The organism is Variovorax sp. W2I14 (genome assembly GCF_050435205.1).
Classification (GTDB): domain Bacteria; phylum Pseudomonadota; class Gammaproteobacteria; order Burkholderiales; family Burkholderiaceae_C; genus Variovorax; species Variovorax paradoxus_C.
In genome coordinates this window covers 6,546,067-6,563,513 of the sequence record NZ_JBNDJX010000001.1, presented here as the reverse complement: position 1 = coordinate 6,563,513, position 17,447 = coordinate 6,546,067, and the positions used below count along the sequence as shown (strand labels likewise).

Here is a 17,447-nt window from a genome sequence, read left to right as displayed (position 1 = left end):
CCGGGCCATCGCCTTCGTCCGCGAATGAAACAGTCTCCCGTTGCCCCCAACGCCACGCCCATGGAAGCCCTGGGCATGGTCTCGCTTTGCTTCGGGTGGTTCATCCTCGGATCGCTGTGGTCGGTGAGCGCGGGGTTTCGCAGTGGCGCCATCACCGATGCCTCGTTGCTCGGAATCGTGGGGTTCGAACTGGTGATCGGGCCCATCGCCCTTCTGGTCCTGCGCAGCCGGGGCTATGCCGTGGCAGACCTTCTGCCGTCGCCATCGTGGATCGGCTGCGGTGTCGGTGCGCTGCTCTACATCGCTTGCGTACTGGCGATCTGGATCGCGCTCGCGCCCTTCGCGAGCAGCGCGTCCCAGCCGATCGACCAGCTCATGGCTACGGCCCGCCCTTCGCTCGCCGTGGTTCTCTTGCTGTCGGTGGTCAACGGTCTCTACGAGGAAGTATTTCTGCTGGGTTACCTCATGAAAGGCTTCCGCCATCGCGGTGCTTCGTTCGCACTGGGGCTGAGCCTTCTGGTCCGGGTTCTGTACCACCTCTACCAAGGCCCGCACGGCGCCTTGTCGATTGCCGTCGCAGGTCTGGTATTCGGCGCTTTCTATCTGCGCACGGGTTGGCTCTGGCCCGTCGTGTTTGCGCACATGCTGGCAGACACGCTGCCGTTTCTCTGACCCGTTCAGTCCGACGCAACCCGCACCCATCGCTGCGTCTTCCCCAAGAGCGGGATGCCGACATACGCATGCAGCAGCAACTCCCCCGCCGCATTGCCGGCGGTGCTGACCGACATGTTGCAGCTGTAGAGCTTGCCGTTCTCGCGGTTGTAGATCTGGCCGGCCCATTGGGTGGGCGGCCGCGCGGGGTCGGCGGTTGCATCGACGGGCGCGAAGTCCTTCAGCAGCGTCATGCCCAGCGCCGGGCGTTTGTCGGCGGCTTGCATGTCGCCGCCGCCGGGTGCCATCGAGCGGTTGCCCAACACCTTGGTGACGGTGCCGCACAGCGCGGCGCCGCAGGGCGCGACCTCGACTTCGAGGTTGCCGTTCGCGGTGATCCACCGTCCGCGCGGATCGGCGGCGGATGAAGGCTGGGCCTGCGCGGCGAAAGCTGTAGCGAGCAACAGGACGGCGGCAAGCGCGCGGCCTGAACGATGGTGGAGCGAGAGCAGGGTCATGGCGGGCTTCGTGTCGAGTGGATGAAGCGCTCATTCCATCGCGGCACGCGCCTTCACGTGTTTCGGTTCACCTGCCGATTCGTCGCGCTGCGTATCTGGCGCGGCACCAGACACGGTGCGATACAAAAATCCATGCCGCTCAGCCGGCCGCGGCGTCCAACGAACCGCTCATGCGTGCCCCGCCAGCGCGCGATAGAAGAACGTGGTGCCACACGGCTCACCCTCCGGCAGCAGCGCGAAGCCGGGGATCACGCCCACGCGCAGCCAGCCCATTCGTTCATAGAGCCGCTCGGCCTCGGCACTCGATGTGTCGAGCACCAGCAGCGTCTTGCGATGCTCGCGCGCCGCGTCCTCGGCCGCGCCCATCAGCAGCGCGCCGATGCCGCGGCGCCGCGCGCGGCGGTACACGAGCATCTTCGAGACCTCGGCGCGGTGCGGCTGGTTCTCGGGCTGGTCGAGCACGAGCTGCACAGTGCCCAAGAGGCCCTCGGCGTCTTCGGCCACCAGCAGCACGCGTTCGCCGCGCGCCACGCCGTCGGCCACCTTGCGCCAGAACGCGAGGGCGCGTTCGCGCGTGATCGGCAGCATGAAGCTCACCGACGCGCCGCCTTCCACGCAATCGATCAGCAGGCCGGCCAGTGCGTGCACCTCCGCATCGCTCGCCGCCGCAAGGGCACGGATGCGGGGCGCTTCTTCAGTTGTCGTTGTCGTCATGTCGTTCATCTCCAGGAGGTGGGTGCCGTGGTGATCACGACGGCATAGCGCGCGGTCTTGCGCGTGGGGTTGTAGTAGCTCATCGGCTGGTCGAGCGTGAGCGCGAGGCAGTCGCCCCGCGTCGAGCCGGTGCAGGTCGTCGCCCACAGTGACCTCGATGCGCCCTTCGAGCACCCACACCTGCTGGTGGATGCGCGGCTCGCGCGCGCCGGTTTCGTAGGCCACGCGGGCCTTGGGCGGAAAGTTGACCTCCACGATCTGAATCGGCGAGATGGCCCCACCGGGCGAGACGTTGCGGCGCACATAGCCGGAGTGCGGGTCGCGCCATTGCAGTTGGTCGGCCAGCCGCGACACGGGGCTGGCGACCGGCTCCGCATCGTCGAACAGCGAGGCGAGCGGAACGCCGAGGCCGGTGGCGAGCTTTTCGAGCAGCACTGCGGTCGGACTGCTCTCTCCGCGCTCGATCAGAGAGATCATCGAGCGGCTGACGCCGCAGTGCGTGGCCAGTGCATCGAGCGACAGGCCGCGGGAAGCGCGAAGGTCGCGCACGCGCTGGGCGATGCGGTCGTTGAGGGTGGTGGCAGTGGTAGTCGGGGCGGGCGTTATTTCCTTCATATTGGAGGAAATATCCACCAAATAAGAAACTCCGTCAACCCGTCATTTGCTCGGCGAAGCGGCCATTCTTCGAACGAATATTCGTCAAAGAGATTGAGATCATTCAACAACTCACCAGCACGGATTCGACATGAGCGCCAACAACCCCGACCCTCTGCCCTCCTCGTTCATCGATTTCGCCGATGGCCTCACCCCGCCTTCGGCCTTGCGTGCGCAGATCACCGCCGCTTACCGGCGCCCCGAACCCGAGGCATTGCCACCCCTTCTCGAACAGGCGCGCCTGCCGGCCGGCCAGGCCGAAGAAGCGCACGCCCTCGCCCATCGCATCGCCGAACAGTTGCGCAATCGCAAGAACGCCGCCGGCCGCACCGGCCTCGTGCAGGGCCTGCTGCAGGAATACGCGCTTTCCTCGCAGGAAGGCGTCGCGCTGATGTGCCTGGCCGAAGCGCTGCTGCGCATTCCCGATGCCGAAACGCGCAATGCCCTCATCCGCGACAAGATCGCGCACGGCCAGTGGCAATCGCATGCGGGGCGCAGCCCCTCGGTGTTCGTCAACGCCGCGACCTGGGGCCTGCTGCTCACCGGCAAGCTGGTGGCCACGCACAGCGAGACGGGCCTTTCGACGGTGCTCACTCGCCTCATCGGCAAGGGCGGCGAGCCACTGATCCGCAAGGGCGTGGACATGGCGATGCGCATGATGGGCGAACAGTTCGTCACCGGCGAAACCATCGCGCAGGCGCTGGACAACGCGCGCGAGCTGGAGGCCGAGGGCTTCCGCTATTCGTACGACATGCTCGGTGAAGCGGCGCTCACCACCGAGGACGCGAAGCGCTATCGCATCGCGTACGAAGACGCGATCCATGCGATCGGCAAGGCCTCGAACCACCGCGGCGTGTATGCGGGCCCGGGCATCTCCATCAAGCTCTCGGCGCTGCATCCGCGCTACAGCCGCGCACAGCACGCGCGCGTGATGGACGAGCTGTATCCGGTGCTGCGCGCGCTCACGCTGCTCGCGCAGCAGTACGACATCGGCATCAACATCGACGCCGAAGAAGCCGACCGCCTCGAACTCTCGCTCGACCTGCTGGAGCGCCTGTGCTTCGAGCCGGCGCTCGCGGGCTGGAACGGCATCGGCTTCGTGATCCAGGGGTATCAGAAGCGCTGCCCGTTCGTGATCGATTTCGTGATCGACCTCGCACGCCGCAGCCGCCACCGGTTGATGGTGCGCCTCGTGAAAGGCGCGTACTGGGACAGCGAGATCAAGCGCGCGCAGATCGAAGGGCTCGAGGGCTACCCCGTCTACACGCGCAAGGCCTACACCGATGTGTCGTACCTGGCCTGCGCGCGCAAGCTGCTCGATGCGCCCGAGGCGATCTACCCGCAGTTCGCCACGCACAACGCGCACACGCTCGCCGCGATCTACACGATGGCGAACCCGGCGCGCTACCAGCCGGGGCAGTACGAATTCCAGTGCCTGCACGGCATGGGCGAGCCGCTGTACGAGCAGGTGGTCGGGCCGCTCGGGCGACCGTGCCGCATCTACGCGCCGGTCGGCACGCACGAGACGCTGCTCGCGTACCTGGTGCGGCGGCTGCTGGAGAACGGCGCGAACACCTCGTTCGTCAACCGCATCGCGGACCCGACGATTCCGCTCGAAGCGCTGGTGGAAGGTCCTGTCGCGACGGTGGAGCACATGGCGGCGAAGGAAGGCGCGGTCGGCCTGCCGCATCCGGCGATTCCATTGCCCGCGGCCCTCTACGGCAAGCAGCGCAAGAACTCGCAAGGCCTCGACCTGGCGAATGACGACAGCCTGCGCTTGCTGGGCGAAACGCTCCACGCCACGGCCGCTGAACCATGGCGCGCTGAGCCGCTGCTCGCCGAGGACCGCGAAGCCTCCAGCAGTTGGGCCGATGTGCTGAACCCTGCGGACCATCGCGATGTGGTCGGCCAAGTGCGCGAAGCCACGCTGGCAGATGTCGAATCGGCCGTATCGCAAGCCCAAGGCATCGCATCAACATGGGCCGCCACGCCGCCCACGGAACGTGCCGCCCTGCTCGACCGCGCGGCCGACCTGCTCGAAACACAACAACCGCGCCTGCTCGGCCTGCTCGCCCGCGAGGCCGGAAAGACCTATGCCAACGCCATCGCCGAAGTACGCGAGGCAGTCGACTTCCTGCGCTACTACGCCGCACAGGCACGCACCGATTTCTCCAACGACACGCACCGCGCGCTCGGCCCGATGGTGTGCATCAGCCCGTGGAATTTCCCGCTCGCGATCTTCACCGGCCAGGTGGCCGCCGCGCTCGCGGCCGGCAACCCGGTGCTGGCCAAGCCCGCGGAGCAGACGCCGCTGGTCGCCGCCGAAGCGATCCGCGTGCTGTGGCAGGCGGGTGTGCCGCACGCCGCCGTTCAACTGCTGCCCGGCCGCGGCGAAACCGTGGGCGCCGCACTGGTCGCCGATGCGCGCGTGCAAGGCGTGATGTTTACCGGCTCGACCGAGGTCGCACGCATCCTGCAGAAGACGCTGTCGGCAAGGCTCGGCGCGAACGGCGCGCCCGTGCCGCTCATCGCCGAGACCGGTGGGCAGAACGCAATGATCGTGGACTCGTCCGCGCTGATCGAGCAGGTCGTCACCGACGTGATGGCCTCGGCTTTCGACAGCGCCGGCCAGCGCTGCTCGGCGCTGCGCGTGCTGTGCGTGCAAGAGGAAGCGGCCGACCGCCTGATCGAGATGCTCAAGGGCGCGATGGCCGAGAGCTGCATCGGCAACCCCGCGCGGCTGGCCGTCGACGTGGGCCCGGTGATCGACGCCGAAGCGCGCGACAACATCGAACGCCACATCGCCACCATGCGCAGCCGCGGCCGCCGCGTCTACCGGCAAGGCCGCGAATACGAGCACGACACGCGCCAGGGCACGTACGTGATGCCGACGCTCATCGAACTCGACAACATCGCCGAGCTGCAGCGGGAGGTGTTCGGTCCGGTGCTGCACCTGGTGCGCTATCGCCGCCGCGACCTGGGCGCGATGGTCGGCCAGATCAACGGCACGGGCTATGGGCTCACGCTCGGCGTGCACACGCGCATCGACGAAACCATCGCGCAGATCGTGGAGCACGCGAAGGCGGGCAACGTGTATGTGAACCGGAACATCGTCGGCGCGGTCGTGGGCGTGCAGCCGTTCGGCGGCGAAGGCCTGTCGGGCACGGGACCGAAGGCGGGCGGGCCTCTCTACATGTACCGCATGCTCTCGAAGCGGCCGGACGATGTGCTGGTGCGTGCGCTTGCAGATGCGGATCCGGGTAACGCCTCGCCGACGCAGACGGGCGCAACGCATTCCGCCTTGTCGGCACTGGCTTACTGGGCCAACGAAACGAACCGCAGCGCATTGGCAACGCAATGCCACCGCTTCGGAGAACTCTCTCGCTCCGGCAGCTCACGCACGTTGGCCGGCCCGACAGGCGAGCGCAACGTCTACACGCTGCAGCCGCGCGAAGCCGTGTTGTGCCTGGCCGATGCGGAAGCCGACCGGCTGGTACAACTGGCAGCCGTGCTCTCGGTAGGCAGCACCGCCATCTGGCCCGCAGATGCGGGCGCGCAAAGTCTGCGCGCATCGCTGCCGGCCGAGGTGCAGCAGTCAGTGGCGGTTGCGAGCGACTGGACTTCGGAGACGGTGGTCTTCGACGCCGTTCTTCATCACGGCGATGCGACGGGCCTCATGGGCGTCGTGCATCGCATCGCATCGCGATCAGGGCCGATCGTCGGCGTGCGCGCGTTCGCTCCGGGGGACACGGGCATTCCGCTCGAGAGCCTTGTGGTCGAACGTGCGTTGAGCGTGAACACGGCTGCTGCTGGGGGCAACGCGAGCTTGATGACGATCGGTTGATGCTGTCGTTCAGGGCGGGTGCACAGGCCGCCGGGTACTCCCCTCCGCGAATGTCCTCCGGGCTTCGCCCTCCCCCTTGATTTCGCTGCGGGGAGCACCCGACGCCCTGCGCACTTGGGCACGCTGCTGGTGCGTGGGCTATCAACGACCGCTCTGACGCCAGGTTGCGCTCGAAAAGACAAAACCGTTCACGCTGAGCTTGTCGAAGCGCCGCGCGAGGCTTCGACAAGCTCAGCCTGAACGGTTTGCTTTGGATCGACCAGACAATTCGAATGGGAGCGCTCGCCCCGAACCGCAGCGGCCTTACTTGTCGAACGCTGGATCAACAGGCACGCGATACCCGTTGACCAGCCGGTTCGTCTCGTTCGCCATCCCGACCACGCCCATGAGCTCGCCGAACATCTCGGGCGTCATGCCGGCTTTTTCCGCGCCCGCGTGATGGCTTGCGATGCAGTAGCCGCAGCCGTTGCTGACGCTCACCGCGAGGTAGATCATTTCCTTGACCACGGGGTCGAGCGCACCGGGCGCCATCACTTCCTTCAGGCTCGACCAGGTGCGCTTGAGCGTCACAGGGTCGTTCGCCAGGTACTTCCAGAAGTTGTTGACGTCGGGCACGTTGCGCGATGTCTTGATGTCGTCGAACACGGCCTGCACTTCGGCCGAAGCGTCTTCGTAGTTGATTGGTCGGGGTTTCATCGGGTCTCCTTAGTGAGCGGTGTGCCGCGCACAAGGATAGTCGGCCCCTCAGGCAAGACGGGGGCCGAGGTCTCTTGCCGCCAGCGGCATCAGCGGCGGCCGGTGCCTCAACGCGAGCGCGTCGTCCGCATAGAGGATCGCGAACGCCCTGCGCTTCTGGTTGAAGTTCACGCCGCTCGCGCCCGCGTGGTGCAGAGAGCGGTAGTTGAAGGCCACGACGTCGCCCGCGTCGACCTCGTAGCCCACGATGTCGAAGGCGCGGCGGTTGGCCTCGATGTCGCGCACCTCGATGCGGCCGGCCCAGCCGCGCTCCGCCTTCCAGAGGTGCGAGCCGCGCACGACCTCGATGCCGGTTTCGCGCGGCACATGGTCCACCGGCATCCACACGCGCACGATGCGGTGGCTGTCGGCGAGGCCGTACGAGGTGTCTTGGTGCCACGGGGTGCCGGCCGCCATCGGGTCGCTGTCGAAGAGCTGGTCGTAGATCCAGCGCAGGCGCCGCGTCACGGTGAGCTGCCGCGCGACCTCGCCGGCGCCCGACTCGAACATCACCTGCTCGTGCTCGACGCCGTCCTGCGCGCGCCGCACCCACTCGGGCGAAATGATCTGGCGCAGGCACACCACGCCGTCCCGGAGGAACCGGAGGCGCTCGTCCAGGCGCACATCGCGGAGCAAGGGGTTGATGCTGTTGTTCATGGCAGGTTGCTTCTCAGCCTCTCAGGCGCCCTGCGGCCTCGGCCTCGGCGCCCGCATGAACACGAACAGCCAGCCGATCATCAGCGCGGCCATGCAGGCAAAGCCCAGGGTCATCGCGTGGATGGTCTGGATGTACGAGACCGGCGCCTTGGCCGCGAGCATCGCGATGCCGAACACCACCGCGCCCACGACCGAGCAGAACAACAGCGCGCCCGGCCGCGCCGCGGCACGGAAGCCCGTGCGCAGGCACATGGTGAGACCAAAGATGGCGGGCGCGTAATAGAAGGGCGAAAAATCCATGTGGCGGTAGTTCTCGCCGAAGGCCAGCACCACGAGGTGCGGCCCAAGCAGGCCCAGCACCACGCCGGCGAGTTCGGCGATGAGGAACCCCATCAGCACGAACATCACGAAGAGCCGGTGCACGCTCCTGCGGTCTTCGGCATGCCAGCGGGCCGCCAGTTGCGGCAGCAGGTAGTAGCCGAGCGCCGCGAGCACGTACTGCATCGGCAGCAAGAAGGTGATGTAGATCTTGAGCAGCCCGCCTTGCTCCGAATCGGCCGACGAGCCCAGGAGCAGGATGGCCCCGCCCGTCATGATCCAGCTCATGAACTGCGAGAGGCTGGCCTTCCAGCCGTAGGCCATCGACTCCTTCACGGTGAGCCCTTGCGCATCTTTCGCGGCGGGCAATGCGGGCATGACGTTGCGCAGGTTCAGCAGCACGAGGATCAGGAAAGGCAACTGCAACGCCGATACCAGCAGCAGCGCCTCGGCCCACGTCGCCGGCTTTTCGACACCGAGCACCGCGACATACCCCACGCAGATCAGCACGCCGGTGATGCACAGCATCGCGTAGCGCCGCCCGGTGAGCAGCAGGCTGCGCGAGAGCCAGAAGATCTCGTAGCCGACGATGAGCGCCACGCCCACCCAGCGCAGCTGCCCCGGAAACACGATGAGCTGCCAGCAGAGGTAACCCGCGAGCGAGAAGAGCGCGACGAGCCCCCAACTCGTCCACGCCGCCGACCGGCTCACGTAGAAGCGCCGGATCAGCAAGGGCTCGTGCACCATCGCCGTGTGCAGGATGTACTGGAAGCTCACGACCGCCAGGAACGCGGAAGCGATGCCGAAGTCCGAAGGCGAGAGCACGCGCGCGAGCGCAAAGCTCAAGAGCAACTGGCTCGCGCTGTAGATGCACTGGTCGGCAATCGCGAAGACCGGGCCACCGAGACGTTTCCTGATACCTGAAAGACGCGCCATCGCGTCTAGTCCGAGATCGACAGCAGCACGGGATAGGCCGAAGCCTTCGCGGAGAACCCGCCGCCCGCGCGGGGCCCGCAACTGCCGCGGCGCACCTCTGGGAAGAAGTCGACGCGCGTGCACTTCTTGCCTTCGGCGACGGGGACGGTCACGTCTTTTTCGGAGCCGGGCGTCCACAGCACATGCAGCAGCGCGTCGTTGCGCTTGAGCACCAGCTGGTTCACGCCCTTCGCGTCGTCGTACGACACCTTCTTCGAGTGCCTGGCGATCTTGAGGAACTCGGTGAGCGCGGAGAACGCCTCCTTCTTCTCGCCCGCGTTCGACATGATCCCGAAGTTGTCTTCCTTCGAGAACGACGAGCGGCCACGGTCGCGCCAGGCGTAGAGGTTCAGCAGCTTGATGCCGGCTGCCGCGTTGATGAGGTACTCGCGAAACACCAGCGAGGCCTGCGTGCTCTGGCTGCGCACCGGCAGGTACGAGGCATAGCCCCATTCGGAAATGGCGATGCCGGTCTTCTGCAGTTGCCGCTGGTCGAGCTGCGCGCGCAGCTTTTCGTAATCACCGAAGGCCGTCTCGGGCACCGGGCGGTACGGGTGGATCGAAATGTCGGTGAGGCAATCGGACTTCGCGGCTGCGACGAAGGCGTTCTCCAACTGCCTTGGCACTTTGCCGCCCACGAACGGCAGGTTCGCGAAACCGAAGCCGACGACGATGTTCGGCTGCACCTTCTGTTTGGCCATGTTGGCGCAGAGCTCCGACGATGCGGCCTCGAAGTCCGACAGCATCGCGGGGTTCAGAAAGGTCTTGTGGTCGGGCTCGTTCCACACTTCCCACACCGCCACGTCGTCGGTGTGCGCCTTCATGAAGCCGACCGCGAAATCGGAGAACAGGCTTTCCTTGCGGGCGCCCGCGCGCAGCTCTTCGGGCTTCGCGCCCCAGATCGCGTTGCCGCCGAACAGCGTCACGATCGCGTCGAGCTTGGCGTTGCGCACGCGCTTGATGAGGCGCGGGTAGTCGATGAGGCTGGGGTTCACGCTCTTGAGCGGCGGGCGCACGCCGAAGCGCACGAACTCGAAGCCGGCCGCGCGAATTTCATTGAGATCGGCGTCGGTGATGGTGGCGGGGTCGATCTGCACGCTGAGCGCGACCGGGTAGTCCGTCTCGATGCCGCTCACGCCTCGGGCTTGCGCCGGATGGCCCGCGAGCATCCACACACTCAGCAATGCAAGGACCTGCAGGAAACGCCCGGCGCGGCAGAAAAAAATCTTCATCGGAGAACCGACTCCTTGTACAGGTTGACGATGGCCGTGTTCATGCGCTGCGAGGTGAACTTCTCTTCGAAGATTCGCCGCCCGGTCTGCCCCATCTGCTGCAGGGCCGCGTCGGAGAGGCCATCGATGTCGCGCAGCGCCTGGTCCATCTGGTCGAGGGAAAAGAGCCGGCCGCTTCGGTCGTGCTCCACGATGTCGACAAGGCCGCCGACGGCCGAAGCAAACACGGGCTTGCCGCGCGCCATGGCTTCCACCGCGACGAGGCCGAAGCCTTCCCACCGCGACGGGACGATGGTGGCATCGCAGTCGCGGTAGACGGCATCGAGCGCGTCTTTCTCGAGCCAGCCCTTGAACTCCACGTGCTCGGGCTGCGCGAGCTGCAGGTCCTTGCGCACGGAGTCGCCGACCACGATGAGCTTGAAGTTCGGCCGCACCCTTGCGTAGGCATCGAGCAGGGCATCGATGCCTTTCTGCTTGTCGAGCCGGCCGACGAAGAGCACCTTGCGCGGCCCGACGGGCTCAGTGTCAGTGATGGTGCTCGTACTGGTGGTGGCGCTGGTGCCGCTCGCCGGTGCGCCCTGCTGCACCATCGACTGCTCGATGCGGTCGATGCCGTTCGGAATGCACCGGCAGCGCAGGATGCCGAACTTCTCGGCGATGCGGATCTCGTGCTTGCTGATGCAGATGATCGCGTCGCTGCGCCAGGAGAGCAGCCGCTCGATCCAGCGATAGGCGATGTTCTTGTACGCGGGGCCGGTCTGGTCGAAGGCCCAGCCGTGCGAGCAATAGACGATCTTCACGCCGCGCGGCACCTGCCCGGCGAGCGCCATGGCGCGCACGACGCCGCCGGCAATCGAGCTGTGCAGATGAAGAATCGCCGGACGCTCCGCCGCGATGATCTCGCGCACGCTCTTCGCGTACCCGAGCAGCGCCGAAGCCTTGCGCGCGGTCGGCACGACGTGCGTGTTCTCCGCGCCCAGCCAGTCGACCTGCCCCGGCAGCACGAACTTCACCTGGCTGATGTCGGGCGACGTGGTCTGGTGGCGCGCGACGGTGCGCAGGTACGTCTCCAGCCCGCCCTTGAGCGTCTCGGCAACGTGCAGTACTTTCATGGTGCAAGGTGCTCCGGGGCCGGTCAGATGAGCGCGTGCGTGCCGGCGATGACTTCGCCCTGCAGCACGTCGAGCCGTTCGCGGTCGGCGTTCTTCTCGCGCAGCAGTTGCAGCACCGAGGCCTTGAGCTGGTCGGGGCGCGGCGACAGGTCGAACAGGTACTGCGTGCGGCCGGTGAGGCGGAAGAACGATTCGACCTTCTTGTCCCAGTTCATCCCCACCGAGGGAATGTTCAGGCTGTAGGCCACGATGTTCGCGTGCAGCCGGTGCGCCGCGATGCACGAGCACGCGCTGATGAGCGCGACGAGATCGTCGGGGCGCTTGGGCACGAGAAAAGCGGTTTCCGCCGCGCCCGCGCCCGCACTGGCCGGGCGCGCCGAGATCTCGGCCATCACGCGGTTGTCTTCGGCCGCGCCGTTCGTGAAGTAGAGAACGCGCGCGCCCTCCTGCTGCAGCGCCTCGGCGAGGTTCGCGAAGAAATCGGCCGAGCCGATGGCGTTGGAATCGCCGTACTCCGAGTTCATGACCAGCGCATCGAGGCTGCTCACGCAGATGCCCACGTCCCATTTCTTGTCGGGCGAAAGCTCGCTGGAGAACGCGCTCTCGCAGACCAGCGCCGGGTCGGGCACCACGCGGATGTCGGGCCGGGGAATGCGAAAGATGTCGTGCAGGTTCTTCGCCGATTCCGCATCGCGGGTCGCGAAGAACACGGGCGCGGCGTTCCTGAAGAACTTGCCCACGAGCACTTTGCCCCAGTACGACCACTTGGCCGTGACGCCGACCGACACCACCGCCACGCGCTTGCCGCGCAGGAGCCGGCTCAGGAAGAACAACTTGGCCGGGAAGTTGAGCGCCACGTCGCAAAAAAGCTGGCCGCCGCCGACGATGACGAGGTCGGCATCGCTCACGGCCGCCTTCCAGTGCGGGCGCCAGCGCTGGAAGTAGTTCTTGAGGCAATACGCGAACACGATGGCCGAACGCAGCAGCGCCGGCAATTTCTGGAAAACGCCGAACGCGCCGCCGCCGCGCAGGTTTTGCTCGTCGAATCCGTGCCGTCCGGCAATGTCGAGGAATTCGACGCGGGCGTCCGGGTATTTGAGGCCGGCAATGTGCGCCAGCGATGCGGCAATGACCCCGTCGCCGAGGTTGTCGCTGAATGGCACGGCGCAAATCAGGATTTTTTTCATCTGAGGAATGGTTTTCTCTCGGCAACCTTGATGGCAATGAGATAGAGCAGCACCGAGGTCAAATGGCGGGTAAAGCTTCCGAGATCGGGCTCGAATATCAATTGCACCAATATGTGGGCAATAAAAAGGCTGGCGAAGAATCTGGTTTCGAAGCGGTCATGCCCGCGTCGGGCTTTTTTTCGGGCCCGGTAAAGAATGATCAGCATCGCGCCGATCATCAATTGCATGAAGAAATCGCTCGGCGTCTGGAAATACAGCACCGGCGTGATCAACACCGTGCCGGCATAGGCGTAATTGACAAGGAACCCGGGGCCAGTGGCTGGCGATGCGATATTGGTAAAGGCCGTCCGATTGTCGCTGCCGATCTGCTCCGCATAGGCGTTGGATGTGTCTCTTGGCGATTGCAATGTCTGCAATACGCTGGATGGCGCCGCCATGACTGCACCAGCCGCCACAATGGCCGCCAGCACATGGTATTTGAGCGGCCGCCGCCAGAGCCAATAAACGAGAAAGAACACGCCGACAATCAGCAAATAATATTGGCGAACGAAGACGCCATAGACTGCGTACAGGAACAAAAAGGAAATGAAGGTGTATTTCTTCGACGTCCGGAAATAAATCGCCGACACGGTGATGAACATCGTCATGATGAGCACCACCGTTTCTTTCGACGGCGCAAACATGTTGAGCATGATGCACGGCGCAATCAGGAGCAATCGCGTAAAGAAATCCCCGGCCCGGCGGATATCGTGGGTCGCAAACAGCAGGAACAGCGCGCTCACGCTGCAGGTAAAGACATCCAGGTTGTCCACGCCAATGAGGCCGAACAAGGCCGCGGTGATCGCGAACGAATTATCCAGGTCGCCGCCCGCGCCGCCGTAATTCAGGATCTCGATGATCTTTGCCGAATCGACGCTCCACTTATCGGGAAGCGAATCCCGAAAATAGACGTAGATGACCGTGTAGACGAACACGATCGAAATCCCGGCAATCGAATACGGGTTGACGCGCCCCGAATTCTTTTTTGTTCTTTTTGTCGTCGTGGCTGGATATCCCTGCTGGATGGCGTGGCTCACCGCGACCCGTGCCCGACAGCGACCACCCATATCGTCCGGAGGAATATGTCGACGTCTTTCGTGACGGAAAGCGTTTCGACATACCTCACGTCCAATGCAACGCGTGCGTTGTAGGTGAGCTGATTGCGGCCACTCACTTGCCAAAGGCCCGTGATGCCCGGCCGTACGGCGCAGTAATGCGCCCAGTCGTGCCCGTACAGCGCCTTCTGCTCGAGCATGCAGGGGCGCGGGCCGATCAGGCTCATTTCGCCGATCAGCACGTTCCAGAATTGCGGCAATTCATCGAGGCTGGTCTTGCGGATGAATTTGCCGAAAGGCGTGATGCGCGGATCGTTTTCCAGCTTCTGGTATTCGTCCCATTGCCGGCGCGCTTCCGGATTGTTTTTCAGGTGCTCTTCGAGCACCTGCGCCGAATTGGCGGTCATCGAGCGGAATTTCCAGAAGCGGAATACCCGCCCGTCTTTTCCATAGCGCGGCTGCGAATAGAAGACGGGCGCACCGGAACTGATCATGACGCACAGGCCGATCAATACAAACACCCAGCCGAATGCCAGGAAGAAGAAAAGCGCGGCGGCAATGTCCACCGATCTTTTCCCAATTCGAAGCAGGACCGGATGATTCACCCGGTTTTGCCCGATGTCGTAGGGCGATTGGCTGTGCGAATGTTCCGAATTGTCCCAACCTTGCGGGACCATCGATTCTTCGGGTCGGAGGTTTCTCATGGCTTTCTCCATCCAGAGGTGAAACGCGAAAGAATTTCTTTAGCAAGGTATTTCATTGGCGACGCACCTTTCCACATGCGGGCAAAAACGCCCGCATCTCTTTGGTTATGGCCCTTGATTTTTTTGGCCGACAGGACCCGCGCAAATGCCCCGTAGCTTCTGCAGTGCAAAAGCTATTGCGCGGTCAACGGACTCGATAGAAGTAGTAAAAATGAATTGCTGCTCATTGGTACTACATAAGTTTTGACTGAATACAAATTGAGTATGAACTCAATACGCCCATCTAAATGTCAAGCGCATCAAGGTGAATTTAACTCCAATTTTTCACGGTCTAGGTGGAATCCCTGTTGGCTTTGTATGTGTATTGTAAATGCTTGTAAGCGCCGTACTTATAGCCCCCACTGCCCGCATGGCGGCGCGATAGGTCAATAGCATTCAGAATTACGCCATTTACCGATCGGCCCGCATGCGCGAGGCGCCGGACGCTTTCATTCAATTCGCCGAGCTGGGTCTTTTCGGCCCGCGCGACCAGGAGGAAGGTGCTGGCCAGCGGCGCCACAGAGGCGGTATCCGCGGCCACCAGCACGGGCGCCGTGTCGATGACGACGAGGTCGTAGCCCGGCGAAAGCCTGTCCAGCACCTGCACGAAGGATTCGCTCATCAGCAATTCGGCCGGGTTGGGCGGCAGCACGCCGGTGGTGATGATGTCCAGGTTCGGCAGCACCGAAGAGCGCACCGCCGTTTCGAAACTGAGGGTTCCTGCTATCAATTCCGACAACCCTGAAGAACGTGGAATCGACAGGAATTGATTGACGCGGCCTTTTCGCAAATCCGCATCAATCAAAAGAACTCTTTTTCCGGCGGCGGCGGAAATGGCCGCGAAATTGACCGAAATAAACGTTTTGCCTACACCGGGCGTTGCACCGGAAATGAGCAGGCGGTTGTTGGTCGCCTCCAGCATCGCGAACTGCAGCGCGGTGCGCAGGCTGCGCAGGCTCTCGACCGCCGGGTCTTCCGGCTGCAGGTGTGCGAGCACGTGCAGGCCGGCCACCTTGTTCTCGATGTTCCGGTCGATCGTGCGCTGCGCCGCGCTCAGCGGAATGCTGCTGTAGACGTTGAGCCCGGTGTGGGTCTCGATCTCGCCCGGGTTGCGGATGCCGCCGAAGAAAGAACTGCGCGCCACCGCGGCCGCGACGCCGGCGGCGAGCCCGAGGATGAGCGCGAGCGCGATGACCAGCGGGCGCTTGGGCCACACCGCTTCTTCGGGAACGATGGCCTCGTCGAGCAGGCGCACGTTGCCGACCTTGCCTTCCTTGGCCAGGCGCATCTGCAGCGAGCTGTTGAGCAGCGACACGTACAGGTCGGTGTTGACCTTGATGTCGCGCTGCATGCGCACGGTGTTCTGCTGCAGCTCGGGCATCTTGCGGATGCGCGCATCGATGCTGGCGAGCGCCGCCTTCCATGCGACGACCTGGGTGTCGAGCGTCTGCACCGCGGGGTGCTCGTCGGTGAAGCGCGCGGCGAGCTCGCGCCGCTTCTGCTCGGCTTCGAGCAGCTTGGACTGCAGGTCGACGGTTTGCGTGAGCGCGTTCTTGGCTTCGTCGTCCAGGCTCACCGTGCCGTTCTGGTTGCGGTAGCGGTTGTAGATGTCTTCGGACTGCTCCAGCTGCTTCTTGAACTGCGGCAGCGCGGTGTCGAGGAAGCCCAGCGTTTTTTCGGCCTCGGCGGCCTTGCGCTCCATGTTCTGGCGCACGTAGAGCGTGCCGATCTCGTTGAGAAGCTGCGTGAGCTTTTCGGGGTCGGCGTTCTTCCAGCTCACGTCGAGCACGCCCGACTGCTTGCCCTTTTCGACGACCTTCAGCGCATCCTGCAGCGCGAGCAGCGTCTTCTGCGTCGACGAGCGCACGAGCTGGAACTGCGCGCCCGGCTTGCCCTCGATGCTGGTGACCATCAGGCTCACGCTGCCGTTCGCGACGTTCGGCACGTTCGCCGAGAGCAGCGTGCCGACGGTGCCTTTCATCGGCGTGTCGATGTCGGGGTTGCTCAGCTCGTACTGGCCGTTGGTGCCGACGGTGAGCGTGAAGGGCTTGTCTTCGAAATCGGGCGGCACATCGAAGCGCGGCACGAGGATGCTCTCGGTGCCGGTGACGTAGCCCGCGAGCCCCATGAAGCCCGGCTCCGACAGCTCGGTGGCGCGGCGCGAGAGGTAGCTGCCCACGAAGGGCGCATAGCGCGGCCGCGCGCTGATGTAGAGCTTGGTGTTCTCCACCGCCTTGCTGAGGACGGCGCGCGAACGCAGGATTTCGATTTCGCCCGCGGCCGGCGTCTTCACGCTCAGCAGCGACGAGGCCGCATCGCCGAGGAAGCTGCCGGCGGAGTTGCCCGAGTCTTCCACCTGCACCGCGAGGTTGGCTTCGTAGACGGGCTTGCCCAGCAGCGCATAGGCGGTGCCGAGGAACAGGAAAACGGCCACCACGGCTGCGACGAGCCAGCGGTTGTCGACCAGGATGTCCCAGTACTCCGCGGGATTGATGCCTTCGCTCTCGTCGTCGGGCGCTTGCATCGGCGGAGCGGCTTGCGGGGATGCATTCATGTGAGTTGATGCTCGGGTTTTGTGATCTTCAGGACGCGCTCGATCCACGAGCGGGCGCCGGCCTCGATGAGCGCCAGCGCATCGGTGAATGCGGCTTCGCCTTGGCGGTAGGGGTCGGGCACGTCTTGCGCCAGCGTGTCGGCAATGCGGAACACCTTGCCGCGCACGAAGGGGTAGGTCGACTCGAGGTGGCGGCGCTGCGCGAGGTCCATCACCAGAATCAGGTCGGCCTGGCGGCACAGCAACTGGCTCACCTGCTGCGCGACGTGGCCCGAGATGTCGATGCCGCGCGCCCGCATGAGCTTCTGCGCGGTGGCGTCGGCCGGCTGGCCGATGAGCGCGCCGGTGCCCGCGGACGCCACGCGCAGGTGCGGCAGGCCCGCCGCGAGCAGGCCTTCGGCCATGGGGCTGCGGCAGATGTTGCCGATGCAGACTGTGAGCACGGATTTCATCGCGGCC

14 protein-coding genes and 1 pseudogene are annotated in these 17,447 nt (G+C 64.8%); 2 read left to right on the top strand and 13 right to left on the bottom strand.

Annotation, left to right across the window (positions count from 1 at the left end):
- Positions 1-60 precede the first annotated feature (60 nt).
- Positions 61-672: a CPBP family intramembrane glutamic endopeptidase gene (locus tag QF040_RS30620; protein ID WP_429614079.1), complete on the top strand. Its 612-nt coding sequence runs from the start codon at positions 61-63 to the stop codon at positions 670-672.
- Positions 673-677: 5 nt separating this feature from the next.
- On the opposite strand, the gene QF040_RS30615 is transcribed toward QF040_RS30620, so the two are convergent.
- The 3 genes and pseudogenes from QF040_RS30615 to QF040_RS30605 form a co-directional block, all read right to left on the bottom strand.
- Positions 678-1,169 (bottom strand): DUF2147 domain-containing protein, encoded by a 492-nt coding sequence (locus tag QF040_RS30615; protein WP_429614078.1) that lies wholly within the window; start codon positions 1,167-1,169, stop codon positions 678-680.
- 168 nt (positions 1,170-1,337) lie between these two features.
- The gene (locus tag QF040_RS30610) at positions 1,338-1,883 is read right to left on the bottom strand and encodes an N-acetyltransferase family protein (protein WP_429614077.1); all 546 of its coding nucleotides are present in this window, start codon (positions 1,881-1,883) and stop codon (positions 1,338-1,340) included.
- 5 nt (positions 1,884-1,888) lie between these two features.
- Positions 1,889-2,498, bottom strand: a pseudogene (locus tag QF040_RS30605) (helix-turn-helix domain-containing protein).
- Between the two features lie 130 nt (positions 2,499-2,628).
- On the opposite strand from QF040_RS30605, the gene putA reads away from it, so the two are divergent.
- The gene (gene putA, locus QF040_RS30600) at positions 2,629-6,381 is read left to right on the top strand and encodes a trifunctional transcriptional regulator/proline dehydrogenase/L-glutamate gamma-semialdehyde dehydrogenase (RefSeq protein ID WP_429614076.1); all 3,753 of its coding nucleotides are present in this window, start codon (positions 2,629-2,631) and stop codon (positions 6,379-6,381) included.
- A 303-nt stretch (positions 6,382-6,684) separates the two neighbouring features.
- Here the strand turns inward: putA and QF040_RS30595 are convergent, their stop codons facing one another.
- The 10 genes from QF040_RS30595 to QF040_RS30550 all read right to left on the bottom strand — a co-directional run bounded on the left by QF040_RS30595 (position 6,685) and on the right by QF040_RS30550 (position 17,440).
- A complete protein-coding gene (locus QF040_RS30595) occupies positions 6,685-7,077 on the bottom strand; it encodes a carboxymuconolactone decarboxylase family protein (protein WP_429614075.1) in 393 nt (130 codons plus the stop codon).
- A 48-nt stretch (positions 7,078-7,125) separates the two neighbouring features.
- Entirely contained in the window at positions 7,126-7,773 is a 648-nt protein-coding gene (locus QF040_RS30590) for a phytanoyl-CoA dioxygenase family protein (RefSeq protein WP_429614074.1), read from the bottom strand.
- 21 nt (positions 7,774-7,794) lie between these two features.
- Complete coding sequence (locus QF040_RS30585) at positions 7,795-9,027, bottom strand: lipopolysaccharide biosynthesis protein (protein ID WP_429614073.1); 1,233 nt, start codon at positions 9,025-9,027, stop codon at positions 7,795-7,797.
- A gap of 5 nt (positions 9,028-9,032) precedes the next feature.
- The gene (locus tag QF040_RS30580) at positions 9,033-10,298 is read right to left on the bottom strand and encodes a hypothetical protein (protein ID WP_429614072.1); all 1,266 of its coding nucleotides are present in this window, start codon (positions 10,296-10,298) and stop codon (positions 9,033-9,035) included.
- A complete protein-coding gene (locus QF040_RS30575) occupies positions 10,295-11,410 on the bottom strand; it encodes a glycosyltransferase family 4 protein (RefSeq protein WP_429614071.1) in 1,116 nt (371 codons plus the stop codon). The genes QF040_RS30580 and QF040_RS30575 overlap by 4 nt, the downstream gene beginning before the upstream one ends.
- A 23-nt stretch (positions 11,411-11,433) precedes the next feature.
- On the bottom strand, positions 11,434-12,573 hold the full coding sequence (locus QF040_RS30570; protein ID WP_429614070.1) for a polysaccharide pyruvyl transferase family protein: 1,140 nt from the start codon (positions 12,571-12,573) through the stop codon (positions 11,434-11,436).
- Between the two features lie 20 nt (positions 12,574-12,593).
- Positions 12,594-13,673, bottom strand: coding sequence for a hypothetical protein (locus tag QF040_RS30565; protein ID WP_429614069.1), 1,080 nt, complete (start codon positions 13,671-13,673; stop codon positions 12,594-12,596).
- The gene (locus QF040_RS30560) at positions 13,670-14,395 is read right to left on the bottom strand and encodes a sugar transferase (RefSeq protein ID WP_429614068.1); all 726 of its coding nucleotides are present in this window, start codon (positions 14,393-14,395) and stop codon (positions 13,670-13,672) included. The genes QF040_RS30565 and QF040_RS30560 overlap by 4 nt, the downstream gene beginning before the upstream one ends.
- A 331-nt stretch (positions 14,396-14,726) precedes the next feature.
- Positions 14,727-16,988: a polysaccharide biosynthesis tyrosine autokinase gene (locus QF040_RS30555; RefSeq protein ID WP_429614067.1), complete on the bottom strand. Its 2,262-nt coding sequence runs from the start codon at positions 16,986-16,988 to the stop codon at positions 14,727-14,729.
- Complete coding sequence (locus tag QF040_RS30550; protein ID WP_429614066.1) at positions 16,985-17,440, bottom strand: low molecular weight protein-tyrosine-phosphatase; 456 nt, start codon at positions 17,438-17,440, stop codon at positions 16,985-16,987. Before QF040_RS30550 ends, QF040_RS30555 begins: the two co-directional genes overlap by 4 nt.
- Between the last annotated feature and the right edge of the window lie 7 nt (positions 17,441-17,447).